Below are 24,170 nucleotides of genomic sequence, written 5' to 3' on the forward strand. Positions count from 1 at the left end.
AGTGCGGCGACGGAGGAGCCGTGCGTAGCACCGCGATGGGACTACCACCTCAGCCCATCATCAGCAGTACGACGAGTAGTACGCCAACCCGGGGTAGTCGACCGCGAGCGGCAGCTCGCAACCCCGTGAGCGCAGCGAGCGAGCCCCCGGCACTCGCCGGGAACTCCGGGGCGCCCGCCCCGAACAAACGGGTGGGTGGGGCGGCGCGTAGCTCGGCGACGAAGGAGCCGTGCGTAGCACCGCGATGGGACTACCACCTCAGCCCATCATCAGCAGTACGACAAGTAGTACGCCAACCCGGGGTAGTCACCCGCGAGCGGCAGCTCGCAACTCCGCGAGCGCAGCGAGCGAACTCCCGGCACTCGCCGGAAACACCGGGGCGCTCGCCCCGAACAGACGGGTGGGGGGGCGGCGCGTAGCTCGGCGACGGAGGAGCCGTGCGTAGCACCGCGATGGGATTACCACCTCAGCCCGTCATCAGCAGTACGACGAGTAGTACGCCAGCCCTGGGGTAGTCGTCCGCGAGCGGTAGCGAGCAACCCGCGGCGGCAGCCGCGAGCACGCCAGCGGCAGCTGGCAGAAAGCCGGCGTTAAGCCGGAGGGTGGGTGGGAGCGCGCGTAGTGGTCGCGTAGGAGGAGCGGAGCGACGACGGAGTGGTCGCGGAGCACGCGTGGGTCGGCTACCAGCAGCACGCGTGGGCGGTTAGGTGAGGTTGTAGGTGGTGGTGGCTGTCGTGGTGAAGATTGATTGTTGTTCGGTGGGGGTGAGGGCTGAGGTTAGGGACTCGGCGGCTGCTACTACCTCGGCGTACGTGGCGGCCAGGAGGCAGACGGGCCAGTCGGAGCCGAACATGACTCGGGATGGGGTGAAGGACTCCAGGACTACGTCGGCGTAGGGCTGGAGGTCGGCGGAGGTCCAGGTTTGCCAGTTGGCTTCGGTGACCATGCCGGAGAGTTTGCAGGTGACGTTGGGGAGGGCAGCCAGGGAGCGGATGCCCGTGGCCCACTCGTCGAGGGGGTCGCCGATGACTGGTTTGGAGATGTGGTCGACCACGAAGGTCAGTTGCGGGAGGTTGCGGGCCGTCTCTACAGCGGCTGGGAGGTGCGGGGTTTTGGTAAGGAGGTCGTACGCGAGGCCAGCGTCTGCTACCGCAGCCAGGCCGCGCTGGACGTCGGGGCGGAGGAGCCAGTTGACGTCGGGTTCGTCGTGGACCTGGTGCCGGATCGCCTTCAGGTACGCCCCGTCGGGGCGCGACTGCAGGCCGTCGAGTACGTCGGTGATGTCGTCGGCGGTGAGGTCGACCCAGCCCACCACCCCGGCCACCAAGTCGTTGCCAGCGGCAATCTCCAGGAACTCGACCGTCTCCTCCACCAGGCCGACGGTCTGGACCAGCACCGTCGACGTCACGTCCGCGGCCGCGGCGAGTGGTGCGAGGTCCTCGATCGAGTAGTTGCGCCGGATCGGGTCCAGCTCCGGCCCCACCATCCACGGCTGCTCGCGGATGCTCAGGTCCCAGACGTGGTGGTGCGCATCGACTCTGCTCATGCGGCGGTCGTTCCTTCGGTGTGGATGAGGCGGATGACCTGTTGGCTCATCCGGTCGTAGTCGTGGTCGTTGGGGAGCTCGCCCTGGACCCGGTGGTCGCGCATGACGACGACGCGGTCGGCGAGCGTGATCATCTCGGGAAGGTCAGAGGTGATCAGCAGGATCGCCAGGCCGTTCGCCGCGAGGTCCCAGATCAGCGTGTGGAAGGCGTCCTTGGTGCGGACGTCGATCCCGACCGTCGGCTCGTCGATGATCAAGATCTCGGTCTGCGCGGCCAGCCACTTCGCCAGCGAGACCTTCTGCTGGTTGCCGCCGGAGAGCGTGCCCGCATGCTGCGCCGGTGAGGCGATCCGGATGCCGAGCTGATCGACGTACGCCGCGACCGTCGCGGTCTCCGCCTTCGCGGGAACGTAGCCGAGCGCCTTCCGCAGCCGGTCCCAGATCGTCACCGCGATGTTCCGGCTGACCGACTGCTCGAGGAAGACGCCCTCCTCCTTCCGGTTCTCGGTGACGTACCCGATCTTGTGGTTCCGCAACGCGTCCCGCACGTTCCGGATCCGCACCTCGGACCCGCGCACCCGCACCGACCCAGCTGTGATCCGATCCAGCCCGAGCAACGCCTTGGCGAGCTCACTCCGGCCGGCGCCGACGAGACCGTACAACCCGACGATCTCCCCGCGGCGTACGGCGAGATCCACCTCCGCATGCCCGGTCGCCGTACCGACTCCCGACAGCTCCAGGACCGGCGGCGACGCCGAATCCACCGACCGCGGCGGCAGCGACAACGCCTCGTGCACCCGTCCGACCATGAGATCGACGACCTGGTCGCGGGTGAGGTCGGCCAGCGCGCCGCCCGTCAGCACCGAAGCGCCGTCGCGGAGCACGGTGACCGTGTCGCAGATCTGGAAGACCTCCTCCAGCTTGTGGCTGACGAACAGGATCGCGCGCCCGTCGTTCTTCAGCTTCTCGACCACCCGGAACAACAAAGCGGACTCGTTGGGCGTGATCGACGCAGTGGGCTCGTCGAGGAGCAGCACGCGGCTCTCCACCGACAGCGCCTTCGCGATCTCGACAAGCTGCGCCTGCGCGACGGAGAGCTCGGTCACCGGCTGGTCGGGATCGAGGTCGAGCTCCAGCTCGCCCAGCCAGCGAGCGGCCTCCGACTTGATCGCGGCACGATCCACCAGGCCTCGGGCGGTCGGGAGCTTCTGCAGCAGGATGTTCTCCCCGACGGTGAAGCCAGGGATCAGGTTCCGCTCCTGGTGTACGACGCCGATCCCCGCGGACGCCGACTCGTGCGGTGAGCCGAAGGACACCTCGCGGCCGTCGAGGAGCAACCGCCCGCCGTCCGGCCGGTACAGCCCGGTGATCACCTTGATCAGCGTGGACTTGCCGGCACCGTTCTCACCCAGCAGCGCGTGCACGGAGCCTGCCTCGAGCGACAGGTCCACCCGGTCGAGCGCGCGGACGCCCGGGAACACCTTCTCCACCTGCGATGCCTGGAACAACGTCATGACACACCTCCGGCCACGGTCGCGTCGGGTGTCTTCACGACGGTACGGCGATCCTGCCGCCGGCTCCGCAGCTGACCGAGCACGACCGAGCCGAGCACCACCGCACCGACGACGAAGTTGACCCACGACGGCTCGAGCGAGAACTCGGCCCGCGCGGTGTCCACGAAACGCACGATGAACGCCGCCAGCACGGTCCCGAGCACGACCGCCGAACCGCCGGTCAGCAATGCGCCGCCGATGATCGGCGCCGCGAACGAAGGCAGCAGCCAGTCGCCGCCGATGCTCTTGTTCACGCCCGGCGAGGACGCGACGGTCAGAATCGCGGCGACGCCGAGGATCGCGCCGGACAGCGTGTGCGCGACGATCACCGAGCGGTCGTTGGAGATCCCGGACAGCCGCGCCGCGATCGGATTGCCCCCGGACGCGAGCAGCTGCCGACCAGGGACGGTACCGCGAAGCAGCACCGAGAGCGCTCCGGCAACGAGCAGCGCCACGACGAAGATCCACGGGATCACGCCGAAGATCGCGGCCGCCCCGAAGTCCTTCAAACCCTGCGGATACGCGTCCACGGTCCGGGTGCCGACCAGACGGTACTGGACGCCGAGCAGCACGGTCATCGTCGCCAGCGTGACGATGAAACCGTTGATCCGCGTCAGCACCACGAGCACTCCGTTCAGCAGTCCGGCGACGGCAGCGAGCAGGAACCCGATCAGCAACGCGAGCGGGACCGGTACGCCGTGGTCCGCTATGAGCACGCCCATCGCGGCCGCGGCGAATCCACCGATCGCGCCGACGGCCAGGTTGAGTTGACCCACTGCCAGGACCACCATTTGAGCCAACCCGATCAGAACCGGCACCGCAAGGAACTGAAGTAGCACTCGTAAGGAATTCGCTGCGACCAGCTCGCCCTTGGACGCGATCACCAGGAAGACGAAGAACACGACGCAGATGACGAGCAACGTCATCTCGGTGGAACGGGCGAAGCGCTTCATCGGGATCTCCTTCGGACGGCGGCCGGCTGCCGGTCCGACAGCAGCGTCCGGACCCGGTCGGTGCTCAAGGCAACGAGCAGGATCAGGCCGAGGTAGATGTTCAGGCTCTCGAGGCCGACGCCCAGCAGGTCGAGGCCCTTGCGGATGACGGACGTCAGCGCCGTGCCCAGGAGCGTTCCCCAGATGGAGACGAACCCGCCGGCCAGCAGCGTGCCGCCGAGGATCGGGCCCAGGAAGGAGGGGAGCATGAACTCCTCGCCGATGGTGGCTTTGATCGAGCCGGTCGAGACGGCGAGCATGAACCCCGCCAGCGCGGCCAGGCAGCCGGACATGGCGTGGGCGATGATCACCCGGCGCGCGGTGGGGATGCCCGAGAGCTCAGCGGCGCGCACCGACGAGCCGGTCATCAGCAGTTCGCGGCCGAGCCGTGTGCGCGTGAAGATCCACCCGACCACCACCATCGCCACCACGGCGAAGATCGCCAGTTGCGGCACAGCAGGCGACCCGCACAGGTTCCCGACGCACACGTCGGCCAGCGAGTAGTTCCGCAGCTCCCGCATCCCCGGTGGCTTGGTCACGAACGCGGCGTTGTCCGTCAACGCCGTGTAGACGAGCGGAATCAACCCCAGCAGCAGGAAGTCCAGCGCGAGCGTCACCACGAAGCTGTTGACCCCGGTCCGCGCGATCACCCATCCCGCCAGCGCACCGATCGCCGTACCCGCCACCAGTCCGACGAGCAGACCGGCGTACAGCCCGAACTCCCACAGGTCGTAGGAGATGCCGGTGATCATCATCGAGAACGCGGCCATCCGCCCGACCGCCAGGTTCATGTGGCCGATCGACAGCACGCACAGCTGCGCCAGCCCGACCACGGTGAACATGGCGATGTCGCGCAGCAACGGGAACACCACCAGCTGCTGGTTGAAGAACGCAGGCCGCAGTACGCCGAACAGCGCCGACAGCAGCACCACCAGCACGAGCAGACCGATCCGCTGGTTCGCCCACCACGGCGTACCGCGCACTGCCGGAGCCGGTGCCTCCTCCTGCAGAGCCTCGGTAGCGGTAGAGGAAACCGGCGCGCTCATCCCACGCGCCGATCGTCGATGGCGTCAGCGTCCCAGTCGATCCCCAGCCCCGGTACGTCGGGAGCGACCGCGTGCCCGTCCGCCACGGTCATCTCCGACCGCGTGATCGCCCGTAGCTGCGGTATGTGCTCGACGTACCGCCCATTAGGTACTGCGGCCGTCAGGCTGACGTGCAACTCCATCAGGAAGTGCGGGCACACCTCCAGGTTGAACGTCTCGGCCAGATGCGCCACCTTCAGCCACGGGGTGATCCCACCGACCCGCGCTACGTCGACCTGCACGATCCCGGCGCCGCCGGCAGCGACGTACTCCCGGAACTGCGAGACGGAGTACAGCGACTCCCCCACCGCAATGGGGATCGACGTCCCAGCCGCCAGGCGCACATGCCCAGTCACGTCATCCGCCGGCAACGGCTCCTCGAACCAGGACAGATCCACGGCCTCGAAAGCAGCAGCTCGCCGCCGGGCCTCTGGGTACGTCAGGGACTGGTTGGCGTCGACCATGATGTCCATAGCCGGCCCAACAGCGTCCCGTACCGCCCGCAGCCGCTCCAGGTCCTCATGTACCCGCGGCTTCCCCACCTTGAGCTTCACACCCGGCCAACCGGCCTTCTGCGACGCCAGCGCGCCCGCAACCAGCTCCTCAGTTGTCAGGTGCAACCAGCCACCCTCGGTGTCGTACAGCGGCACCTGGTGCCGGTACCCACCAGCGAGCCGCCATAACGGCTCACCGGCACGCAGGCACCGCAGGTCCCACAGAGCCGTGTCAACGGCCGCCAGGGCAAGTGAAGTGACCGCACCGACCGTGGTGGCGTGTGTGGACCAGAACAGGTCCGACCACAGCTCCTCCACGTTCCGTGCGTCCTTGCCGACGAGCCGCGGCAACAGATGGTCCCGCAGCAACGCCAGAACGGAGGTGCCACCAGTACCGATCGTGTACGAGTAGCCGAGACCGCTCAGATCGTCTGTTGTCGACAAGGAGACGAAAACGGTCTCCTGCTTGAGGAAGGACTGCACGGCGTCGGTCCGCACGGTCTCCACCTCGAGGTCGACGAGGTACGCCGTGGCGTGCGTGATGATGCTCACCGGCAGCTCAGGTGCTTGACGAACTCGGTCTGCAGCTCTTTGGTCTTCGCCTGCCGCTCCTGGTCGTACGTGTCCACGTTGGCCTTCGTCACCACGAACGAGCCGGAGTCCACGATGACGCCCTCGTCCTTCATCGTGCACTGCTTCGACTCCAGCAGCGCGAGCAGCCAGCCGCCGACGTACGCCTGACCGACCGGGTTCTGCGTGACCGTCGCCGCGACACCGCCGGACTTGATCCCGGCCAGGATCTTCGCGTCGTCGTCGATCGCGACCACCTTGATCGGAAGCTTGCTGCTGGCAACACCGTCGGCCGCGGCCACGGCCGGGTTGTACGCCGTCGTCACGATGCCGTTGATCTTCGTGCCCTGTGCCGCGAGCAGGTCCGCGACCGCCTTCTGCGCGGTGGACAGATCCTTGTCGATATCGGTGATCACCGGCAGCTCGGTGACCTTGCCGTTGGTCTCGGCGATCGCCTTCTTCACGCCGGCGATCCGGCGCTGGGTGTTCGAGTCGACGTTGTTGCCGGTCAGATGCACGATCGTGCCCTGGCCGCCGATCGCGGCAATGGTCGCCTTGGTCGCCTTGTACGCCGCGGTCTCGACGTCGGTGGACAGGCAGAAGTCGGCCGAGTTGGTGTTACCGGCCGGGCAGGATGCGAGCGAGCCGACCGCGAACCCCTTGGCCTTGAGGTCCTCGAAGGTGGAGTTGATGTCGGTCGGCGACACGCCGAAGATGCCGAACGCGTTGTAGCCCTGCGCGGCCAGCGAGTTGATCACGTTGTTCTGCTTGCCCTGGTCCCACTCACCGGTCTCGTTGAAGGTGACGGCACCGAGCTTGAACTCGCTCTTGTCGGTGTCGGCAGTGGTCTTCCACGGCTGGAAGTAGGGGTGCGCACCGCCCGGGATCAGGGCCAGTTTCACCTGCGAACCGTCCTTCAGCGTCACCGGCCCGGAGGAAGTCGAGGTGGACGCGTCGTCCCCGGTCGCGGCGCTGCCGCTGTCGGAGGCGTTCTTGGTGGTGCAACCGGCGGCGAGGGCGACCACGGCCAGGCAGAGCGCGGTCCGGCGGATCGTGACGTTCATGGGGCGGCTCCAGATCCTATAGGATATTGCGAATCCGATGCTGCCGCCTCACACTGGACCCGTCAAGAGTCGTCGAGGTAACGATGAGGGTCGGGTAGTTTGGGTGCTTGCCCGGGAGGAGCGACAGTGACCGATGCGCACGTGGGTCTGGCAGGGCAGCTCGCCCGCCTGCCCCAGCGGCAGGTGCTCAGTGACGACGTCTACGAGACCGTCAAGGGGCTGATCATGGACAGCGTGGTCGAGCCGGGGACCCGGCTGAACATCGACGCGCTGACCCGTGAGCTGGGCATCTCGCAGACCCCGATCCGGGAGTCGCTGGCCCGGCTGGAGTCCGACGGGCTGGTGATCAAGGAACCGCTGCGCGGGTACCGGGTGTCCTCCCGCCTGACCCGCGAGGAGTTCGAGGACCTGTTCGAGTACCGGCTGCACATCGAGCCGTGGGCCGCCGGGCGGGCCGCCGAGCGGTCGGGCACGGACGACCTGGCCCGGCTGAAGGCCGAGATGCTCAGCTACACCGACGTACCCGACCGGCCGGCGTACGAGAGCTACCGCGCGATGGCGGCGCACGACCAGCGGTTCCACGACCTGGTCCTGGAGCTGTCCGGCAACGAGACGGCCCGGCTGTCCTTCCAGCGGACACACTGCCACCTGCACCTGTTCCGGCTGTACTACGGTGGCGGCATCGCGACGAAGGCGTTGCGAGAGCACAAGGCCGTGGTGACCGCGGTCCGCAAGGGCGAACCGGAGGAGGCGGCCGCGGCGATGCGGTCGCACATCGAGGCCTCCCGCGCCCGCCTGCGGCCGATCTTCGATCAGGACCCGCCAAAGACTGACTAACGCTGGGAGACACGCAGTGGAACTGCTCCGCCTCGGGGCAGTCGGCGAGGAGCGCCCGTACGTGCGCGCCGCCGACGGCACCGTTCACGACCTGAGCTCTGTCACTCAAGAGACCGGGGGCGACATCGACGGCGCGTTCCTCGCCGCTGACGGCATCGCCCGGACCCGCGCCGCGCTCGAGGGCGGCGACCTGCCGGTGGCCGACGTCGAGGGCCTGCGGATCGGCGCACCGATCGCGCGGCCTGGCGCGGTGGTCTGTATCGGGATGAACTACGCGGCGCACGCGGCCGAGTCCGGCTCCGAGCCTCCGAAGCAGCCGATCGTCTTCTTCAAGCACCCGAATACGGTCGTCGGGCCGGACGACGACGTGCTCGTGCCGCGCGGATCGGCGAAGACGGACTGGGAGGTCGAGCTCGCGGTCGTCATCGGCAAGCCGGCGCGGTACGTCGAGACCGACGAGGACGCGCTCGCCTGCGTCGCGGGGTACACCGTGTCGAACGACGTGTCCGAGCGAGCCTTCCAGATCGAGGAGTCCGGCGGCCAGTGGTCGAAGGGCAAGTGCTGCGAGACGTTCAACCCGCTCGGGCCGGCGCTGGTCCCGGCCGACGAGGTCGATCCGACCAAGCTCGGCCTCAGGTCGTGGGTGAACGGTGAGCCGCGGCAGGACTCGAACACGGCCGACATGGTGTTCTCGGTGGCGGCGCTGATCCGCGACCTTTCGCAGTACATGGTGCTGAGCCCGGGCGACATCCTGAACACCGGTACGCCGGAGGGCGTGGCGCTCTCGGGCCGGTTCCCGTACCTGAAGGCCGGCGACACGATGGAGCTGGAGATCGACGGCCTCGGGCGGCAGCAGCAGAAGCTCGCGCAGGCCTGAAAACTGTCCCCGGCCGGCTCTAGGGTCGGCCGGGTGACTGACTATCTCGCGGACATCGCCTGGTCCTACGACAACGTCGCGGTCCCGTACGCCGAACGGGTGGTCGACGGCGCCGACTGGGAGGTCGAGGCGTTCGATCTGCTCGCGTCGTACGTCGACGACGGGCCGGTCCTCGACGTCGGCTGCGGCCCCGGCCGGACCAGCGGGCTGCTCGCGGCGCGCGGTCTGGATGTCGTCGGCATCGACCTGTCACCTGGGATGATCGAGGTGGCCCGGCGCGACCATCCGGACCTGGACTTCCGCGTCGGCTCGATGACCGCGTTGGACATCCCGGACGGATCCGTTGCCGGTGTCGTCGCCTGGTGGTCGATCATCCACCTACCGCGCGACGTCGTACCCACGGCCTTCGCCGAGTTCCACCGCGTCCTCGCGCCTGGCGGCGTACTCCTCCTCGGCTTCCACGTCGGCGAACACTCGACCCACAAAACCTCCGGCTACGGCGACCACCCGATGAACATCCACGTCCACCGCTGGACCGCAGCCACCCTCACCCCGCTGGCACTGACCGCCGGCTTCGTTCCCGACACCGCGGACGTCCCAGAGGACCGCTTGCTCTTCCGGAAGGTCTAGAGGTCGTCGACGTAAGGGGTTTGGCCGGTGAAGGTGAGGCGCCAGTCGCTGGTTCGGGCGTCGACGGTGAGGTCGTAGCCGTTGCGGCGGGCGGTGAGGTGGTGGTGGTCGCCGGACACGTCGTCGACCTCCACCTTCCAGCCGCGGGCTTCGAGGGTCTCGGCCGCGAAGCTGATCTGGGCCTCGGGGTCGGGAGTCGTCGGGTCACCGGTCTCGACGGTGATGGTGCAGACGGACTCGCGGCCGCGGTCGTCGGCGAGGGCGCCCTCGTTCACCGGGCCGACGTCCTGGGTCACCGTCGGTGTCTGGTCCGGTACGACGGTCGCCGCCACCGCGAGGAGCTCCGAGCGGAGGTGGTTGCGGGCTTCGGTCAGGGTCACGGTTCCGTGATACACCGTCCGGCCAAACCCTCGCGACACCTGCCCGCGATTCTTCACGAAGCAAACCCTTGCCGAGCGGGTCAGCCGAAGGTCAGGGACCAGGTGCCGGCGTGGTGGGAGAGGGCAACGGTCGCCAGCGGCCGGACGTTGACGTGACGGAGGGACTCAGCGGGCGCGTCCAGCACGTAGAGGACGATCGCGCGGACGACGGCCGGGTGGACGACGGCGACGACCGTACTGCGGTCCTCGTGGCGGGCCGTGAGGTCGCCCAGCCAGTCAGCGGCCCGGGCCAGGACGTCGTTCTCGGTCTCGCCGCCGGGCGTTGCCGTGTGCGGACGCTCCAGCCACGCCGAGACCGGCCCCGGCTCCGCGCCCAGGAGCGACTCCAGGTCACGCCCGGTCCACTCGCCGTACTCGCGGTCCCGCAGCGCCGGGTCCACAATCGGGGACAACCCGAGCGCCTCCGCCGTGCGCACGGCGGCCGGCTCCGGCCCGGCGTACGACGCGTCCGCGGTGAGCTTCAGCTCACGGGCCGCGTCGACGCTCGCGGGATCGGGCTCGGCGTCGCCACCGAGCACGAGTCCACGCAGGGCGGGGGTCAGGGCATGGGCAACCAACGTCAACGCCGTCAAGCGCCAACCACCTTCCGTCAGGCCGTCAAGCGGCGAAACCTGGTCGTCACGCGGCGACCTTCTGTCGAGCCGGTTGGCGGTCGACTGCGGCGGCGTACCCGAAACCGAGCAGGAGCCACAGCGTCGCCTGCGTACCGAGCGAGGCGAACCGGAACTGCCAGAGCAGCGTAGCGGGGAATGTCTCCGGAACCTCGTTGATCCGCGGCAGGATCAGGTAGGCCGCCACCACGACCGCGACCAGCCCCACGACGCCACCGCCGAGCCGCGCGACCTCGCCGTACCGTGCCGCCCAGCGGGACAGCGCCACGCCGGCCCAGACCGCGAGCAGGCCGATCACGAGCGTCAGCAGGTACGTCACTGTCCGCCGGGTGATCGTGTCCGGATCACCGACCGCGGGCGGGTTCGGTGGATATTTGAAGAACGGGACGAGCACGATCCCGACGAACCCGGCCGCCGCCAGGCCGAGCGCGGCGTACGCGTCGTTCGTGGTCCGGAGCTTGCGCCGGAGCAGGGTGAACGCGACGGCGAACATCCCGCCGAGCGCGACGCCGTAGAGCCCGGTGGCGAGGAACAACCCCGCCCGCTGGCCGTCCCGGCTGACCAACGGCTTCTCGTCGTCAGCGGCGTGTTCGTCGGCGGTGCCGTGATCATGTGCGTGCGCGGCGCCGGACTCTTCGATCGCGATCGCCGCGTCGACGCGCGGCTCGCCCATCACGTAGGCGAAGGTTCCGGCCAGCAGGCCGGCGAAGAGTCCGACGATCAGTCCGCGCACCAGGAGCGATCCGAAGGTGCGCATGGTTGCTAGTGGCAGGGCACGCCGAGCAGGTGCCGGCCGTCGTGCATCAGCTCGTGCAGGTACATCCCGGACCGGGAGACCGCGCCCTGGTCGAAACCGACCAGGTAGGCGAGCAGGAGCATCAGGCCGACGCTGAGCAGCGCGGTGACGAGGAGCTGGGGAGAAAGAGCCGGTACGGCGACCGAGCGGGCAGGAGCTGCCATCTGAACCTCCTGGGGAAGTGCGCGTCCCCTTCGAAAGGCTGCTGGTGCCCGAGCATCCTGACTCACGAGCCGGAGCTCGCTCACAGTGGCGCGGCCGTGCCGGTCTCTCACCGGCTTCCCTCATGGCACCGCAGGTTGTCCCTGGAACCGTAGAGGCCCGGTCCGAGCCGGGTCAATGCGGCACGGCGCGGCGGTGATCTATCCCACCTGTGAGATTTCGGCTGCGCCGCGACCGCGTCGCACTTACAGTGGGCAGATGCCGTCCGCTCATCACCTGATCGCGTTCGCGATCACAGCGTTCATCATCATCGTCGTCCCCGGCCCGAGCGTGCTGTTCATCGTCGGGCGCGCGCTGGCGGCCGGGCGCCGGGAAGCCGTGCTCACGATGGTCGGCAACACCGTCGGGGCCGCGGTGATGCTGGTGCTGGTCGCGCTCGGGCTCGGCACGCTGATCGCGGCGAGTGCGATCGCGCTGACCGTGGTGAAGCTGTGCGGAGCGGCGTACCTGATCTATCTCGGCGTGCACGCGTTCCGCGCACGGAAGTCGCTGGTCGAGGCGATGACGAGCGGTTCGAAGCCCGGCGGCAGCCGGAAGGCGCTGCGGCAGGGGTTCCTGGTCGGGGTGACGAACGCGAAGACCGCGGTGTTCTTCGCGGCCGCGCTGCCGCAGTTCGTGGACAAGAACGCGAGCAGCCCGGCCGCGGTCCAGATCCTGCTGCTCGGCCTGGTCTTCATCCTGATCGCGCTCTGCTCGGACAGCACCTGGGCCCTCGTGGCCGGCACGGCCCGCCAGTGGTTCGCCCGCTCACCCCGCCGGCTGGAAATGGTCGGCGGCACCGGCGGCCTGATGATCATCGGCCTCGGCGCCAGCATCGCCGTCACCGGCACTAAGGATTAGTACGCCGGGCCGCCTGGACGCCGATCAACGCGAGCATGGCCGGCAGGCCGAAGGCCAGGAGGTACGCCGTGATCGCCGAGTGCGGCTCGACCGCGGCGAACAGGGACCCGCCCACCGCCAGGATCGTTGCCGTAGCCAACGAGTCGCTCAACTGCAGCGCCGAGCTGTTCGCGCCCTGCTCGTCGATCTCGGAGTACTCCAGGACGAGCACGGACACGGTCGGGAAGACGGTCCCCATCCCGAGCCCGGTCAGGCCCCAGCCGAGAATGCCGACGACGACCGGTACGTGCGGATCGAGCGTCAGGGCCGCGGTGACGATCCCGAGCACGATCGAGATCATCCCGGCCTGCAGGAAGACCGTGTGCGAGAACGGTTGATTCGGCCGGCCGCGGTACCACGAGGCCGCCGTCCAGCTGAGTGCGCTGACCGTCAGCACGAGTCCGGCGAGAGCTGGTGACAGTCCACGCTCGCGGGTCAGCATGAGCGGCAGGAACACCTCGGCGCCGAACCCGGCCGCCGCCACCAGACCGCGCAGCGCGACCACCGACGGGAGACCACGCCCGAACGCGAAGGTCCCCCGCGGGAGCAGTCGGGGAGCGAAGGCAACCACTCCGGCGAGACCCGCCACGAGCAACACAATCTGCAGCACCCCGCGCAGCTGGCCGCCGTAGTGCAGCAGACCAACCCCGACCGCGGCGGCGACCGCCCACATCGCCCGCTTGTCCCACAGCTTCCCTGGCCGAACGTCGTGCGCGCGACCGCGGGCCAGCCCGGGCCGCATCACCAGCGCCGCCGGGATCGCCATCACCGGGACGGCGAGGAACACGAGCCGCCAGCTCGTGTGCTCGACCACCAGCCCGGCGATCGCTGGTCCGACCAATGATGGGACCACCCATCCGGTCGAGAAAGCGGCGAAGATCCGCGAGCGCAGGCGCGCGGGGTACAGCTGACCGACCACGACGTACAGCGCGACCGTCAGCAGACCGGATCCGAAGCCCTGGATGATGCGCCCGGCAACCAAGACTCCCATGGTCGGCGCGAGTCCGGCGATCACCAGACCGGCCAGGAACCACGCAGTACCGTGCCAAAGCGGCCGGGTCGGGCCCTTGAGGTCGCTCCAGGTGCCGGAGACAACCATCGCGACCACGCCGGAGGCGAGCGGCCCACCGAAGGCGAGCGCATACAGACTGAGACCGTCGAGGGCCTGCGCCACGGTCGGCATCGCGGTCGTGACGGCGAGCGCCTCGAACGCGACCAGCGTGATCAGCGCGACCATGCCGATCGTCAGGGCGCGGTACTGCGGGCTCAGTACGCCACTGGTGTCAGGTGCGGTGTCCTCGGCGATAGTGGTCATACCGAGAACCCTGGCCGCTCAAGTGCACTTTAAGTCAAGGCGGCGAGGACCAGCGCCAGGATCGGCGGGACCGCCTGGGTGGCCGCGGCGCGGAGCATCCGGCGGTCGGAGGCGAGCAGCACGATGCCGGCGCCGGCCATGCACGCGCAGGCGAACAGGGCGATCGCGTGGCCCTTGTCGCCGGCCCAGATCAGTCCACCGAGCGCGCCGATCGCCAGGAACAGGTTGTAGAAGCCCTGGTTGAACGCCCACGGCCGCGCGGCCGCCATCTCGGTCTCGTCCTTGACCAGGAACCGCCGGTAGGTGCTCGGCTTGCGGAACAGCAGGCTCTCCATCGCGAACACGGCGAGATGGAACAGCCCGGCAACCACCACGAAGACCTGCGCGATCACGCTCACGCCTGGAAGGTACCGTCAGCCGCGCCAATCCGTGGCGAAGGCGCGCGCGGGGTTGGTCCGGAACACGGCCTCGGCGACGTCGGCGCCGAAGTACTGCGTGATCCGCGGGCGGAGGTGGGTGAGCAGGTACGGCATCCCCGGGCCCTCGCCGGTCACCGCGCGGGCGCGGGCGGTGGTGGTGTCGCCGCCGAGCAGGAGCTGGCCGCCGTACCCGGCGTCGACGAGGGCGGCGAGGCAGTCCATCAGGCGCGGGTCGGTGGCGCTGTTGGCCCGCGACGGGCCGTCGAAGGCGAGCCAGGAGCCGCGCTTGGCGAGGTCGAGGTGCGCGCGGTGGTCGGGGAAGCGGTTGAGGTGACCGAGGATGACGGCCGCCGGGTGTACGTCGAGCTCGTCGACGAGCAGATCGAGTACGGCGTCGGCTGCGGAGCCGAGCTCGTGGTGGACGGCGATGGGCGCGTTGGTCGCGTGGTGCGCCTCGGCGGCGGCTCGCAGTACCAGCTCTGCGTGTGCGTCGAGGACGTGGAAACCGCCGGCCAGCTTGATGATCCCGGCCCGGACCTGGGTGTCGCCGATGCCGACGGTCAGCTCACGCACGAAGATCTCGGCCAGCTGATCCTGAACCTTGTCGACGAAGCCCTCCGGGTAGTGCTCGCGCCGGTGCAGCCCGGTGGCGGCAACCAGCGCAACCCCCGTGCGCTTGGAGATGCCGGGCAACAGGTCGGCCCGCCGGTTGAGTCGGTGCGGGGTCCACTGGACGATCGCCTGGCCGCCGACGTCGGCCCAGGCGATCACCTCGGCCAGAGCAGCTTGCTCGTCGTCCAGCTCTTGTCCTGGCAGCAGCTCCGACCGGAAGAACAGGTGATCATGCGAGTCGCACACCCCGAACGCCTCCGGCAGAAGGTCGTTCAGGACGGTCCGAATCCGCATAAGCACCCCTAGCCCACTCGAAGTCTGTCGAACCCCAGACTAGGCACCAAACCAGGCCGCCCCGCAGCTCGCACCGGGGTGGCCTCGCCGTCCTAGCGGCGAGGCTCCCCGGCGATCCCGTTGGTCAGCGGCCGCGGCGGCTCGAGCGGGAGGAGCGGGCGCCGGCTGAGAAGGCAGCCGCTCCGCCTGCTCCGGCACTCGATCCAGAGCGCGAGCTGGGTCCGCCGGACTTGGCGCCGGAACGACCCGGGGCGGACTTGCTCCCGGAGCGCGGAGCGGTGCCGGTGCTACCGGACCGTCCCGCAGCGCTCGCACCACCGGAACGTCCGTTGGCGGGCTTGCCGGAGCGTGCCGCGGCGGGGGTGCGGCGGCGGCCTCTGCGGGGGCCGGTGCGGGCGACGTCAGGTCCGCTCTGGTCGCCGCGGGGACTGGCGGGAGCGGCGGGCGGCGGCTCGACGTATGTGCGTTCGCCGGGGGCCAGTTCGGTGAGGAGGGGGTCGCCGGTGGTGAGTTTGGTGACAGTCGGGCGGATACCGGCCTGGCGGGTCAGGTCGCGGACCTCGCGGACCTGTTCGTCGGTCATCAGTGTGACGACAGTGCCCTCGGCGCCGGCCCGGGCCGTGCGGCCGGAGCGGTGCAGGTACGCCTTGTGCTCGACCGGCGGGTCCGCGTGGATCACCAGCGCGACGTCGTCGACGTGGATCCCCCGGGCCGCGATGTCGGTCGCGACCATCGTCTTCGCCGTACCGGCCGCGAAGGCTTCCAGGTTCCGGGTGCGGGCGCCCTGGGAGAGGTTGCCGTGCAGCTCGACCGCCGGCACGCCCTGGGCGATCAGCTTCTTGGTCAGCGCCTTGGCGCCGTACTTCGTCCGGGTGAAGACGAGCGAGCGTCCGGGCGCGGCGGTCAGGTCGACGAGCACCGGCAGCCGGTTCGCGGGCTGGATGTGCAGGACGTGGTGCGCCATCTTCGCGACCGGCGACTGCGCCGAGTCGACGCTGTGCGTGGCCGGGTCGTTCATGAACCGGCGGACCAGGACGTCGACGCCCGCGTCGAGCGTGGCGGAGAACAGCAGCCGCTGCGCGCCGGCCGGAGTTGCCTCCAGGATCCGGCGCACCGCGGGCAGGAAGCCGAGGTCGGCCATGTGGTCGGCCTCGTCGAGCACGGTGATCTCGACGGCGTCGAGCTTCGCGTGCCCGGCCTGGACGTGGTCCTCGAGCCGGCCGGGGCAGGCGACGACGATGTCGACGCCCTTGCGCAGGCCGTTGATCTGCGGTCCGTGCCCGACGCCGCCGAAGACCGTCATCGAGCGCAGACCGAGGGTGTCGGCGAGCGGGGTGATCGAGGCCTGGATCTGGGTCGCGAGCTCCCGGGTCGGCGCCAGGATCAGCGCGCGCGGCCGGTTCGGGCGGGCCTTGGCCCGGTTGGTCGCGAGTCGCGCCAGCACCGGCAGGACGAAGGCGTACGTCTTGCCGGAACCGGTCCGGCCGCGGCCGAGCACGTCCTTGCCGGCCAGCGAGTCCGGCAGCGTGGCCGCCTGGATCGGGAACGGTTTGGTCACCCCGGCGGTGGCCAGGGCCGCCGCCAGCGGTGCGGGTACGCCGAGATCGGCGAAGGTCAGGTTGTCGGGGACAACGATCGGGGCAACTGCGGAGTACGTGGCCGGCTTGTTGCTCTCAGCAACATTGGTGGCAACAGTGGTGCGAGAGCGCTGCCGGCGTGGGCGTTGACTGATGGTTGGTGCTCCAAAGAATGGTGGGGAGTCGTCCTGCCCGGCGCGGCCGGAACGGGCCGCGGCGCGTGGTGGTCGACTGCTGGCGCGAGACGTTCGCGCACACCGGCCCGAGGCAGAACTGGGCGGGCCGTCGGAACCAGTCTACGGCATCGGCGGTCGACCCTGCCGGAGTTTCGCGTCACACCAGTAAGTTGTGCGCCATGACGACACAGTTCCGGGTGGATCCGCCGACCGCGGCGGGCGAACGCGAGCTCCTGCAGGGTTTCCTCGACTTCCACCGCGGCACGCTCCTGTGGAAGGTGTCCGGGCTGAGTGGCGAGCAGCTCGCGGCGCAGGCGGTCGAGCCGTCCACGCTGTCCCTGATCGGGCTGGTCCGGCACCTGAGCGAGGTCGAGAAGTACTGGTTCCACCGCGCGCTGGCGGGTCATCCGTCCGAGCCGAAGTACTGGACCGCGGAACACCCCGACGGCGACTTCGACCTCGTGGACCCCAGCCAAGCCGAGCAGGATGTCGCCGACTACCGCGCGATCGTCCAGCTCTCCGACGACCTGGCCGCCCGCTACGAGCTGGACCACACCTTCATCCGCCCGGGCCACGAGGGCGCGTACTCCGTCCGCTACCTCTACATCCACATGATCGAGGAGTACGCCCGTCACAACGGGCACGCCGACCTCCTCCGCGAACGCGTCGACGGCACCACCGGCGAGTAGGCCCCTACATACGCGCTTTCAGTACGTCGACCTCGCACCCCGGGCTGTACGGGTCGAATCCGTGCGCGATCAGCCAGCGGATGTTCAGGAGGCCCCGCATCGACCACCAGGCACGGATGACGTCCAGGTCCGCGTCGCCGTAGCCGGCCAGCAGGTCGGGCAGGTGGTCCTCGTGGCCGAGCGTCACCGTGGCGACGTCGAAGAGCGGGTCGTCCTGGGCCGCCTCAGACCAGTCGAGGATGCCGGTGACCTCGTCACCCTCCACGAACACGTGATCGATCTGCAGATCGCCGTGCGTGAACGCCGGGGTCCACGGCCGGAGCGCGGCCTGGGCGACCTCGCGGTTGCGTTCGACGAGGTCCTTGGGCAGGACGTCCTCAGCGACGAGCAACTCGCACTCTGCTTCGAGCTTCGTCACCAACGCGTCGAGGTCCCGGCCAGGCCACCGTGGCAGCGGCGCGTCGTGCAGCTTGCGGAGGGCAGCACCAGCTGCGGCCCACGCCGCCGGTGACGGGTTCGCGGACCCGCCGAGCTTGCCGAGCGGTGCGCCGCGCAGGGCGGCGAGCGCGAGCACGGGCGGCTGCCGCCACAGGACCTGCGCGGTTGGGACCGGTACCAGCTCCATCGCCTCGACCTCGACGTCGATGTTCGCCTGATCGACGTCGATCTTCAGGAACACGTCACCGACCCGGAGCGTCGCGCGGTCCTGATGGGCCACCACGACCTTGATCTCGTCCACGGCGCCCATCCTGGCGGGGATCCCTACCGGCGTCACCGCATTTACGGCTTGACGGCCTTGATCAGGCCCACGATGTCGGTGGCGATCCCCCGGACGACCGGGAGCCGGGTCAGCCGGAGCAGCCGGTCGACGAGCGGGACGGCCCGGTTGACGAGCGACGTCGTACGCCGGAGGTCCGGCGACTTGTCGTGCACCCAGAAGAGCACGACCGCCATCTCCAGCAGCCACAGCAACTCGGGCAGTTCGGCCCGGAGATCCGCTGGCAACTTCAGGTCGGACCCTTCCGCGACCTGCCGGAAGATCTCGATGCCGGCTTCGCGCGCCGGCGCGGACTGCTCGCTGAAAGGCGACAGCGGGCTGTTGGGATCGGCCGCGGTCTTGAAGAACGTGCCGGCGAACTCGTGGTACGGCGCCGCCACCTCCAGCCAGGCGAGCAGCACACCGGTCATCCGGGCCGTGAACGACTTCTCCGCTTGCAGGATGGGCTCGACGGCCTCCCGGTGCTGGGCGACCAGGAGGTCGTAGTACGCCTGCATGAGGTGCTCTTTGGAGCCGAAGTAGTAGTAGGCGTTGCCCACCGAGACCCCGGCCTCCCCCGCGATCGCGCGCATCGTCGTCTTGCCGTAGCCCTGCTCGCGGAACATCCGCAGCGCCGTCGACAGGATCAGCTCGCGCGTCTGCTCACCCTTCGCGGTCGCACCGTCCGTCACATCGGTCAGCGTAGTCACCTCCATCCTTGGTCCACCCCCTCAGCCCGGCCGCGGCCTGGACGATCGCCCGCGCGACCGGCCGCATCGCCGGACTCGACAGCCGCAGTGCCGTGTGCCTGTGCTCCCCTGTCGCCCACAGGCACACGATCCACGCGCGGTCGCCGACGTACACAGACCCGTCGTCGGCGACCACCGTCACCTCGCGAAGCGTCGCCTCGTGGTCGAGCTCGGGATAGAGCGCCCGCGCGTACGTCGACCCCGCCGCGACGAACCGCATCCGCACCACCCCGCCCGACCCGTCGGGCGCCGGCCGCTGCGCCGCCAGCCAGTCCTTGAACCGGCGGCACAGCCCACACCCCGCGTCGTACAGGACCGTCAGCTCACGCATCAGTAGCCGAACGGTCCAGGTGCGATGACCGGCCCCGGCGTGGGCAGCGCCTCGTTCAGTACCTCGTTAGGTGGCACCGGCGGCGTGGTCCGCTGCTCGAGCTGGCTCCGCCGGCGGATCGCGTTGAAGATCCACACGTTCGCCAGGTGCAGCCCGCCGAGCACGAGCATCACGGTCCCGAGCTTCACGCTCAGCAGCTCGAACAGCCCGCTCGCGTCCAGCACCGGCCGGTCCGTCCCGAGGTACAGCGTCACGAACCCCAGGTTGATCAGGTAGAACCCGACCACGAGCAGCCGGTTCACGGCGTCCGCGAACAGCGCGTTGCCGTCGAACACGTCGATCAGGAACATCCGTCCGTTCCGGCTCAGGGTTCGCGCCACCCAGATCGTCAGCGGTACCGCGATCACCAGGTAGATCACGTACGCCGTCACAGTCAGGTTCATCTCGTCCCCACTTCTTGAACACGTTCAAATTCTGTCGTGCAGCAGCGTAGGCCAAGTTTTTGAACATGTTCAAGTAGCCCTTCACGTGATCTGGCTCTCCTCCGGGGCAGGATGGGCACCATGACGACCTGGACCTTCGAAGGCACCGTGCTTCCCACCGGCGAGACCGCTCGGCTGAGCTTCGGCGCGGACGCCGCCACCGAGCAGCTCCCCGGCCGGTACGCCGTCCCCGGGCTGGTCGACGCGCACTGCCACCTGACCTTCGAGTTCACCCAGACCGGCCCACGCCTCGGCGGTGACGACTTCGCGAACGAGCGGCTCGAGGAGCTCACGAAGGCCGGCGTGAGCGCGCTCCGCGACGTCGGCGGCAACCGCGACGTCACACTCAAGCTCGCCCGGACCCAGGACGACAGCCGCCCGTACGTCCTCGCCGCCGGCCGCTTCTTCGCCCCGGCCAACCGCTACTTCCCGACCATGTACGAGCCGGTCGCCCCGGAGGACCTGCTGCGAGCGGTCGAGCAGGAGATCGCCGACGGCGCGACCTGGCTCAAGCTGGTCGGCGACTTCCCGCAGGTCGGCCCGGACGGCCCGATCCGCCGCAGCCCGGTCGGCCCGACGTACGACCTCGACGACATCCGGGCCATGGTCGACCTCGCCCACTCGAAGAACGTCCGGGTCGCCGCCCACACCACCAGCGAGCTCGTCTCCGACCTGATCGCCGCCGGGATCGACTCGGTCGAGCACGGTACGGCGCTCACCGAGCAGGACCTGCAAGCGCTCGGCGCCCGTGGTGGCGCCTGGACCCCGACCATGTGCGCGTCGATCGAGCGCAACCCCGACGCGAGCCCCGAGCAGGAGGCCAACCGCCAGGCCCGGTCGGCTCACCTCGCCGCGGTCCTCCCCCTCGCCGACCGGTACGGCGTCCGCGTGCTGACCGGGTCGGACGTCGTCGGCACGGTCGCCCGTGAGATCGAGCTGCTCGTCGAGCACGGCCTGACCGTCGACCAGGCGATCGCCGCCGCGTCGACCAGCGCGCAGGAGTACCTCGGCCTCGAGAACACCGGCAACCTGGTCACGTACGACGCAGATCCGCGCGAGCACCCCGAAGTACTCGCGCAGCCGGCCGCGGTGATCCTCAACGGCCGGCGGGTCCGATGAAGGAGAAGGACCTCGACAAGTGGGTCGCGAAGTACCGCAAGGCCTGGGAGTCGAACGACCCGGGCGACATCGCAGCGCTCTGGACCGAGGACGCGGCCTGGTACCGCCGGCCGGACGAGGAGCCGGTGCTCGGGCGAGACGCGATCGTCGCGGCCTGGCACGAGGTCGCCGACTCGCCGGGTGAGACGACATTCGAGTACGAGGTGCTCGGCTTCGGTGACGGTGTCGGGTTCGTCCGCGGGTGGACGACGTACCGAACCGATCCGCCCGGCGAGTTCAGCAATCTGTGGGTGATCCGGCTGGACAAGGACCGCGCGTACGAGTTCATCGAGTGGTGGATGGAGAAACCGTGATCGGTTACCGTGGGACCAGGCGCTCAGGGCGCCACCGGTCCGCGGGAAGGGCTCAGCCCACCTGGTCCTGGACTGGTGTTGCACCCGGTTTCACCTCCTTTCTCGCCTGACGACGCGGACAGCAGGCTCGTAGAGAGGAGGTCGCGATGGCGACCCGTAACCTTCCTGACGACCCACGCCTGGAGCACCTGCGCAAGCAGGCCAAGACCCTGCTGAAGGGCGTCCGCGCCGGTGACCGCGAGGCGCTGGCCCTCGCCGACGAGTTTCACTCCGTCGACACCCTGGCCGAGGCGCAGCTGGTGATTGCCCGCAGCTACGGCTTCGCCAGCTGGCCGCGGATCGTGCGGCACCTCGAGCTCGTCGATCGCTACAGCCGGTCGCCGCACCGGCAGGCAGTCGGCGGCCCGCTCGATACCCCGGAGCAACGTGCCGACGAGTTCCTGCGGCTGGCAACGCTGCACTACGACCAGGACGATCCGGCCCGGCAGCAAGCCGCGCGGGACCTCCTGGACCGGTTCCCGGAGATTGCCCAGAGCAACATCTATACCCGCGTCGTGGCCGGCGAGCTCGACGGTATCGACTACGACCAGGCTGCGGTCGAGGGTGGACCGTACCAGTGGGAACCGCTGCTCTACCTCACCTACAGCCGCCTCGACGTGCCCAACCAGGTCGAGATCGCCCGCCGCCTGCTGGAGAACGGCGCCGACCCGAACGCGGGCTATCTCTGGCAGGGCATGCCGTCACCCTTCACCGCGCTGACCGGCGTCTTCGGTCGCGGCGAGGGCGACCAGCCGGTGCACAAGGACCGCGTCGAGCTGGCCCGCCTGCTGCTCGATGCCGGCGCGGATCCGAACGACAGCCAGACGATGTACAACTGCGGGCCGGGTTGTCCGCCGCCGTGGGACGACGTCCACCTGGAGATCCTGCTGGAGTACGGGCTGGGACGTGGCGACGGTGGCCCGTGGCACGAGCGGATGACGACCGCGCACCCGACACCGCAGCAGCTGTTGGAGGACGAGCTGGTGTTCGCGTCGTCGAACGGTCTGCTGCACCGGGTCGAGCTAGTGCTTGCCCAGGGCATCGATCCGGAGGGCCGCGGGACACGTCATCCGGTGTTCTGCGGACACCGGGCCTACGAGCTGGCCGCCGTACAGGGACACACCGAGATCGCGGAGGTGCTGCGTGCGCGTGGTGCGGCGCCGCTCGACGAGGTCCACGAGGTGTTCGCCGCTGCCATGCGCGGTGAAACGCCGGATGTCACCAAGGAGCTCGCTGCGCGGGCCGTCGCGCGCAACCCGTTCCTGCCGATCCGGGCGGCGGAGATCGGCCGGACCGAGGCGATGGAACCGCTGCAGCGGCTGGGCTTCGACCTCAACGTGATGGGGATGTCCGCGCCGCTTCACCAGGCGGCCAGCAACGGTCATCTCGACACAGTCCGGAAGCTGGTGGAGCTCGGCGCGGACCCGGAGCTGCGCGATCCGTCGTACCAGGGCAACGCGCTGGGCTGGGCCGAGTACAACCGTAAGCAGGCGGTGGTGGACTACCTCAGGGGCTTACCGCAAGGAACAGGAACGCGCTGAACACCGCCAGGTGGACGGCGCCCTGAAGCAGGGTCGCCCGGCCGGTGGCGAGGGTGAGCATGCTGGTCACCACGGTCAGGGCGAACAGCACCATCTCCTTGCCACCCAGGCCCAGCACCAGCGGACCGCTCAGCCAGATCGAGGCGATCGCGATCGCGGGGATGGTCAGACCGATGCTGGCGAGGGCCGAGCCGAGTGCCAGGTTGACGCTGGTCTGGAGGCGGTTGCGCAGTGCCGCGCGGACTGCGGCAACCGTCTCCGGCAGCAGCACGAGCAGCGCGATCACGACGCCGACGACGGCGAGCGGCGCGCCGGCCGACTCCACGGCCGACTCGAGCTTCGGTGACACGACCTTGGCCAGCCCGACCACCGAGATCAGGCAGACGAACAACAGTCCGAGGCTGAGCAGCGCGGTCTTCCCGCTCGGAGCCGCGGCGTGCTGATCCTCGTCGGCGGCGGCTTCGTCCTCGGAAACCGGCAGGAAGTAGTCCCGGTGCCGGATCGTCTGGATGAAGACGAACACGCCGTACAGCACCAGCGACGTGATCCCGGCGAACGCGAGCTGCGCCGAGCTGAACTGCGGCCCCGGCGCGCTGGTCGTGAACGTCGGCAGCACCAGACTGAGCGTGACCAGTGCGGTCATCACGGTGAGCGCGGAGTACGACGCCTGCACCCGGAAGCCCTGGACCCGGTGCCGCAGCGAGCCGACGACGAGCGCGAGCCCGAGAATGCCGTTGCACGTGATCATCACCGCGGCGAACACGGTGTCGCGCGCGAGCGACGCGGCCTTGTCGCCGCCGGACGCCATCAGCGTGACGATCAGGGCGACCTCGATGATCGTCACCGCGAGCGCGAGGATCAGCGTGCCGAACGGTTCGCCGACGCGGTGCGCGACGACCTCGGCGTGGTGGACGGCGGCGATCACCGCGGCCCCGAGGCCGAGACAGACCAGGATCAGCAGGACCACGCCGAGGCCGCGGCCCCAGGACACCAGCAGGACGACGAAGGCGAGCGGCGGCACAGCAAGCGTCCAGCGCGGCAGCCCTTGGATCACGGAGTCTGTCATCCCCATCCAGCCTAGTGGGAATGGCCTTGGCATCCGGGGACGTACGGGTGATGCT

27 protein-coding genes and 1 riboswitch are annotated in these 24,170 nt (G+C 69.4%); of the genes, 8 read left to right on the forward strand and 19 right to left on the reverse strand.

Annotated features, from left to right (window positions below):
* Positions 1-703 precede the first annotated feature (703 nt).
* The 6 genes from AB0E69_RS31410 to AB0E69_RS31435 are packed head-to-tail and all read right to left on the reverse strand — an operon-like array spanning position 704 to position 7,304.
* Entirely contained in the window at positions 704-1,546 is an 843-nt protein-coding gene (locus AB0E69_RS31410) for an amidohydrolase family protein (RefSeq protein ID WP_360154319.1), read from the reverse strand.
* Entirely contained in the window at positions 1,543-3,060 is a 1,518-nt protein-coding gene (locus tag AB0E69_RS31415; protein ID WP_360154322.1) for a sugar ABC transporter ATP-binding protein, read from the reverse strand. The genes AB0E69_RS31410 and AB0E69_RS31415 overlap by 4 nt, the downstream gene beginning before the upstream one ends.
* Positions 3,057-4,052 carry an ABC transporter permease gene (locus AB0E69_RS31420; RefSeq protein ID WP_360154325.1) on the reverse strand — a complete coding sequence of 332 codons (996 nt, stop codon included), beginning with the start codon at positions 4,050-4,052 and terminating at the stop codon, positions 3,057-3,059. Before AB0E69_RS31420 ends, AB0E69_RS31415 begins: the two co-directional genes overlap by 4 nt.
* Positions 4,049-5,137 carry an ABC transporter permease gene (locus AB0E69_RS31425; protein WP_360154328.1) on the reverse strand — a complete coding sequence of 363 codons (1,089 nt, stop codon included), beginning with the start codon at positions 5,135-5,137 and terminating at the stop codon, positions 4,049-4,051. The genes AB0E69_RS31420 and AB0E69_RS31425 overlap by 4 nt, the downstream gene beginning before the upstream one ends.
* On the reverse strand, positions 5,134-6,222 hold the full coding sequence (locus tag AB0E69_RS31430; protein ID WP_360154331.1) for a mandelate racemase/muconate lactonizing enzyme family protein: 1,089 nt from the start codon (positions 6,220-6,222) through the stop codon (positions 5,134-5,136). The genes AB0E69_RS31425 and AB0E69_RS31430 overlap by 4 nt, the downstream gene beginning before the upstream one ends.
* Positions 6,219-7,304, reverse strand: a complete 1,086-nt coding sequence (locus AB0E69_RS31435) for a substrate-binding domain-containing protein (protein WP_360154334.1) — start codon at positions 7,302-7,304, stop codon at positions 6,219-6,221. The genes AB0E69_RS31430 and AB0E69_RS31435 overlap by 4 nt, the downstream gene beginning before the upstream one ends.
* Positions 7,305-7,430: 126 nt before the next feature.
* Here AB0E69_RS31435 and AB0E69_RS31440 point away from each other — a divergent pair, with 126 nt between their 5' ends.
* The 3 genes from AB0E69_RS31440 to AB0E69_RS31450 are packed head-to-tail and all read left to right on the forward strand — an operon-like array spanning position 7,431 to position 9,648.
* Positions 7,431-8,141, forward strand: a complete 711-nt coding sequence (locus tag AB0E69_RS31440; RefSeq protein WP_360154337.1) for a GntR family transcriptional regulator — start codon at positions 7,431-7,433, stop codon at positions 8,139-8,141.
* Positions 8,142-8,157: 16 nt separating this feature from the next.
* A complete protein-coding gene (locus AB0E69_RS31445; protein WP_360154340.1) occupies positions 8,158-9,018 on the forward strand; it encodes a fumarylacetoacetate hydrolase family protein in 861 nt (286 codons plus the stop codon).
* A 33-nt stretch (positions 9,019-9,051) separates the two neighbouring features.
* Positions 9,052-9,648, forward strand: coding sequence for a class I SAM-dependent methyltransferase (locus tag AB0E69_RS31450; protein ID WP_360154343.1), 597 nt, complete (start codon positions 9,052-9,054; stop codon positions 9,646-9,648).
* On the opposite strand, the gene AB0E69_RS31455 is transcribed toward AB0E69_RS31450, so the two are convergent.
* The 4 genes from AB0E69_RS31455 to AB0E69_RS31470 form a co-directional block, all read right to left on the reverse strand.
* Positions 9,645-10,028, reverse strand: a complete 384-nt coding sequence (locus AB0E69_RS31455; protein ID WP_360154346.1) for a hypothetical protein — start codon at positions 10,026-10,028, stop codon at positions 9,645-9,647. The two genes, AB0E69_RS31450 and AB0E69_RS31455, sit on opposite strands and share 4 nt — an antisense overlap.
* Before the next feature lie 80 nt (positions 10,029-10,108).
* Positions 10,109-10,660 (reverse strand): histidine phosphatase family protein, encoded by a 552-nt coding sequence (locus AB0E69_RS31460; RefSeq protein ID WP_360154349.1) that lies wholly within the window; start codon positions 10,658-10,660, stop codon positions 10,109-10,111.
* Between the two features lie 46 nt (positions 10,661-10,706).
* The gene (locus AB0E69_RS31465) at positions 10,707-11,456 is read right to left on the reverse strand and encodes a CbtA family protein (RefSeq protein ID WP_360154352.1); all 750 of its coding nucleotides are present in this window, start codon (positions 11,454-11,456) and stop codon (positions 10,707-10,709) included.
* 5 nt (positions 11,457-11,461) lie between these two features.
* Positions 11,462-11,659, reverse strand: coding sequence for a CbtB-domain containing protein (locus AB0E69_RS31470; RefSeq protein ID WP_360154355.1), 198 nt, complete (start codon positions 11,657-11,659; stop codon positions 11,462-11,464).
* A 52-nt stretch (positions 11,660-11,711) separates the two neighbouring features.
* A riboswitch (cobalamin riboswitch) is annotated at positions 11,712-11,778 on the reverse strand.
* Positions 11,779-11,915: 137 nt separating this feature from the next.
* On the opposite strand from AB0E69_RS31470, the gene AB0E69_RS31475 reads away from it, so the two are divergent.
* A complete protein-coding gene (locus AB0E69_RS31475; protein ID WP_360154358.1) occupies positions 11,916-12,557 on the forward strand; it encodes a LysE family translocator in 642 nt (213 codons plus the stop codon).
* Here AB0E69_RS31475 and AB0E69_RS31480 read toward each other — a convergent pair.
* The 4 genes from AB0E69_RS31480 to AB0E69_RS31495 form a co-directional block, all read right to left on the reverse strand.
* Positions 12,547-13,911 (reverse strand): MFS transporter, encoded by a 1,365-nt coding sequence (locus tag AB0E69_RS31480; RefSeq protein ID WP_360154361.1) that lies wholly within the window; start codon positions 13,909-13,911, stop codon positions 12,547-12,549. The genes AB0E69_RS31475 and AB0E69_RS31480 overlap by 11 nt on opposite strands.
* A 29-nt stretch (positions 13,912-13,940) precedes the next feature.
* Complete coding sequence (locus tag AB0E69_RS31485; protein WP_360154364.1) at positions 13,941-14,309, reverse strand: DUF1304 domain-containing protein; 369 nt, start codon at positions 14,307-14,309, stop codon at positions 13,941-13,943.
* Between the two features lie 15 nt (positions 14,310-14,324).
* A complete protein-coding gene (locus tag AB0E69_RS31490; RefSeq protein WP_360154367.1) occupies positions 14,325-15,236 on the reverse strand; it encodes a hypothetical protein in 912 nt (303 codons plus the stop codon).
* A gap of 124 nt (positions 15,237-15,360) precedes the next feature.
* A complete protein-coding gene (locus AB0E69_RS31495; RefSeq protein WP_360154369.1) occupies positions 15,361-16,794 on the reverse strand; it encodes a DEAD/DEAH box helicase in 1,434 nt (477 codons plus the stop codon).
* Positions 16,795-17,168: 374 nt separating this feature from the next.
* Between AB0E69_RS31495 and AB0E69_RS31500 the strand changes: the two genes are divergently transcribed.
* Positions 17,169-17,678: a DinB family protein gene (locus AB0E69_RS31500; protein ID WP_360154372.1), complete on the forward strand. Its 510-nt coding sequence runs from the start codon at positions 17,169-17,171 to the stop codon at positions 17,676-17,678.
* A 4-nt stretch (positions 17,679-17,682) separates the two neighbouring features.
* Here AB0E69_RS31500 and AB0E69_RS31505 read toward each other — a convergent pair whose 3' ends face one another.
* From AB0E69_RS31505 to AB0E69_RS31520, 4 genes are read right to left on the reverse strand one after another with little or no spacing between them, the layout of a single operon-like run.
* A complete protein-coding gene (locus AB0E69_RS31505; protein WP_360154375.1) occupies positions 17,683-18,417 on the reverse strand; it encodes a phosphotransferase in 735 nt (244 codons plus the stop codon).
* 41 nt (positions 18,418-18,458) lie between these two features.
* Entirely contained in the window at positions 18,459-19,145 is a 687-nt protein-coding gene (locus AB0E69_RS31510; protein WP_360154378.1) for a TetR family transcriptional regulator, read from the reverse strand.
* A complete protein-coding gene (locus AB0E69_RS31515; RefSeq protein ID WP_360154381.1) occupies positions 19,099-19,515 on the reverse strand; it encodes a DCC1-like thiol-disulfide oxidoreductase family protein in 417 nt (138 codons plus the stop codon). Before AB0E69_RS31515 ends, AB0E69_RS31510 begins: the two co-directional genes overlap by 47 nt.
* Positions 19,515-19,958: a hypothetical protein gene (locus AB0E69_RS31520; protein ID WP_360154384.1), complete on the reverse strand. Its 444-nt coding sequence runs from the start codon at positions 19,956-19,958 to the stop codon at positions 19,515-19,517. Before AB0E69_RS31520 ends, AB0E69_RS31515 begins: the two co-directional genes overlap by 1 nt.
* A gap of 120 nt (positions 19,959-20,078) precedes the next feature.
* Here AB0E69_RS31520 and AB0E69_RS31525 point away from each other — a divergent pair, with 120 nt between their 5' ends.
* The 3 genes from AB0E69_RS31525 to AB0E69_RS31535 all read left to right on the forward strand — a co-directional run bounded on the left by AB0E69_RS31525 (position 20,079) and on the right by AB0E69_RS31535 (position 23,049).
* Positions 20,079-21,116, forward strand: coding sequence for an amidohydrolase family protein (locus AB0E69_RS31525; RefSeq protein WP_360154387.1), 1,038 nt, complete (start codon positions 20,079-20,081; stop codon positions 21,114-21,116).
* Complete coding sequence (locus AB0E69_RS31530) at positions 21,113-21,469, forward strand: nuclear transport factor 2 family protein (protein ID WP_360154390.1); 357 nt, start codon at positions 21,113-21,115, stop codon at positions 21,467-21,469. The genes AB0E69_RS31525 and AB0E69_RS31530 overlap by 4 nt, the downstream gene beginning before the upstream one ends.
* A gap of 146 nt (positions 21,470-21,615) precedes the next feature.
* Positions 21,616-23,049 (forward strand): ankyrin repeat domain-containing protein, encoded by a 1,434-nt coding sequence (locus AB0E69_RS31535; RefSeq protein ID WP_360154393.1) that lies wholly within the window; start codon positions 21,616-21,618, stop codon positions 23,047-23,049.
* On the opposite strand, the gene AB0E69_RS31540 is transcribed toward AB0E69_RS31535, so the two are convergent.
* Positions 23,015-24,115 carry an ionic transporter y4hA gene (locus tag AB0E69_RS31540; RefSeq protein ID WP_360154396.1) on the reverse strand — a complete coding sequence of 367 codons (1,101 nt, stop codon included), beginning with the start codon at positions 24,113-24,115 and terminating at the stop codon, positions 23,015-23,017. The two genes, AB0E69_RS31535 and AB0E69_RS31540, sit on opposite strands and share 35 nt — an antisense overlap.
* Between the last annotated feature and the right edge of the window lie 55 nt (positions 24,116-24,170).

It is taken from the genome of Kribbella sp. NPDC026611, assembly GCF_040638345.1.
Classification (GTDB): domain Bacteria; phylum Actinomycetota; class Actinomycetes; order Propionibacteriales; family Kribbellaceae; genus Kribbella.

Coding starts and splice junctions, on each gene's coding strand:
- AB0E69_RS31410 (WP_360154319.1), bottom strand. CDS start 1,546: ATGAGCAGAGTCGATGCGCACCACCACGTCTGGGACCTGAGCATCCGC.
- AB0E69_RS31415 (WP_360154322.1), bottom strand. CDS start 3,060: ATGACGTTGTTCCAGGCATCGCAGGTGGAGAAGGTGTTCCCGGGCGTC.
- AB0E69_RS31420 (WP_360154325.1), bottom strand. CDS start 4,052: ATGAAGCGCTTCGCCCGTTCCACCGAGATGACGTTGCTCGTCATCTGC.
- AB0E69_RS31425 (WP_360154328.1), bottom strand. CDS start 5,137: ATGAGCGCGCCGGTTTCCTCTACCGCTACCGAGGCTCTGCAGGAGGAG.
- AB0E69_RS31435 (WP_360154334.1), bottom strand. CDS start 7,304: ATGAACGTCACGATCCGCCGGACCGCGCTCTGCCTGGCCGTGGTCGCC.
- AB0E69_RS31465 (WP_360154352.1), bottom strand. CDS start 11,456: ATGCGCACCTTCGGATCGCTCCTGGTGCGCGGACTGATCGTCGGACTC.
- AB0E69_RS31470 (WP_360154355.1), bottom strand. CDS start 11,659: ATGGCAGCTCCTGCCCGCTCGGTCGCCGTACCGGCTCTTTCTCCCCAG.
- AB0E69_RS31475 (WP_360154358.1), top strand. CDS start 11,916: ATGCCGTCCGCTCATCACCTGATCGCGTTCGCGATCACAGCGTTCATC.
- AB0E69_RS31480 (WP_360154361.1), bottom strand. CDS start 13,911: ATGACCACTATCGCCGAGGACACCGCACCTGACACCAGTGGCGTACTG.
- AB0E69_RS31490 (WP_360154367.1), bottom strand. CDS start 15,236: ATGCGGATTCGGACCGTCCTGAACGACCTTCTGCCGGAGGCGTTCGGG.
- AB0E69_RS31500 (WP_360154372.1), top strand. CDS start 17,169: ATGACGACACAGTTCCGGGTGGATCCGCCGACCGCGGCGGGCGAACGC.
- AB0E69_RS31515 (WP_360154381.1), bottom strand. CDS start 19,515: ATGCGTGAGCTGACGGTCCTGTACGACGCGGGGTGTGGGCTGTGCCGC.
- AB0E69_RS31520 (WP_360154384.1), bottom strand. CDS start 19,958: ATGAACCTGACTGTGACGGCGTACGTGATCTACCTGGTGATCGCGGTA.
- AB0E69_RS31525 (WP_360154387.1), top strand. CDS start 20,079: ATGACGACCTGGACCTTCGAAGGCACCGTGCTTCCCACCGGCGAGACC.
- AB0E69_RS31530 (WP_360154390.1), top strand. CDS start 21,113: ATGAAGGAGAAGGACCTCGACAAGTGGGTCGCGAAGTACCGCAAGGCC.
- AB0E69_RS31535 (WP_360154393.1), top strand. CDS start 21,616: ATGGCGACCCGTAACCTTCCTGACGACCCACGCCTGGAGCACCTGCGC.
- AB0E69_RS31540 (WP_360154396.1), bottom strand. CDS start 24,115: ATGACAGACTCCGTGATCCAAGGGCTGCCGCGCTGGACGCTTGCTGTG.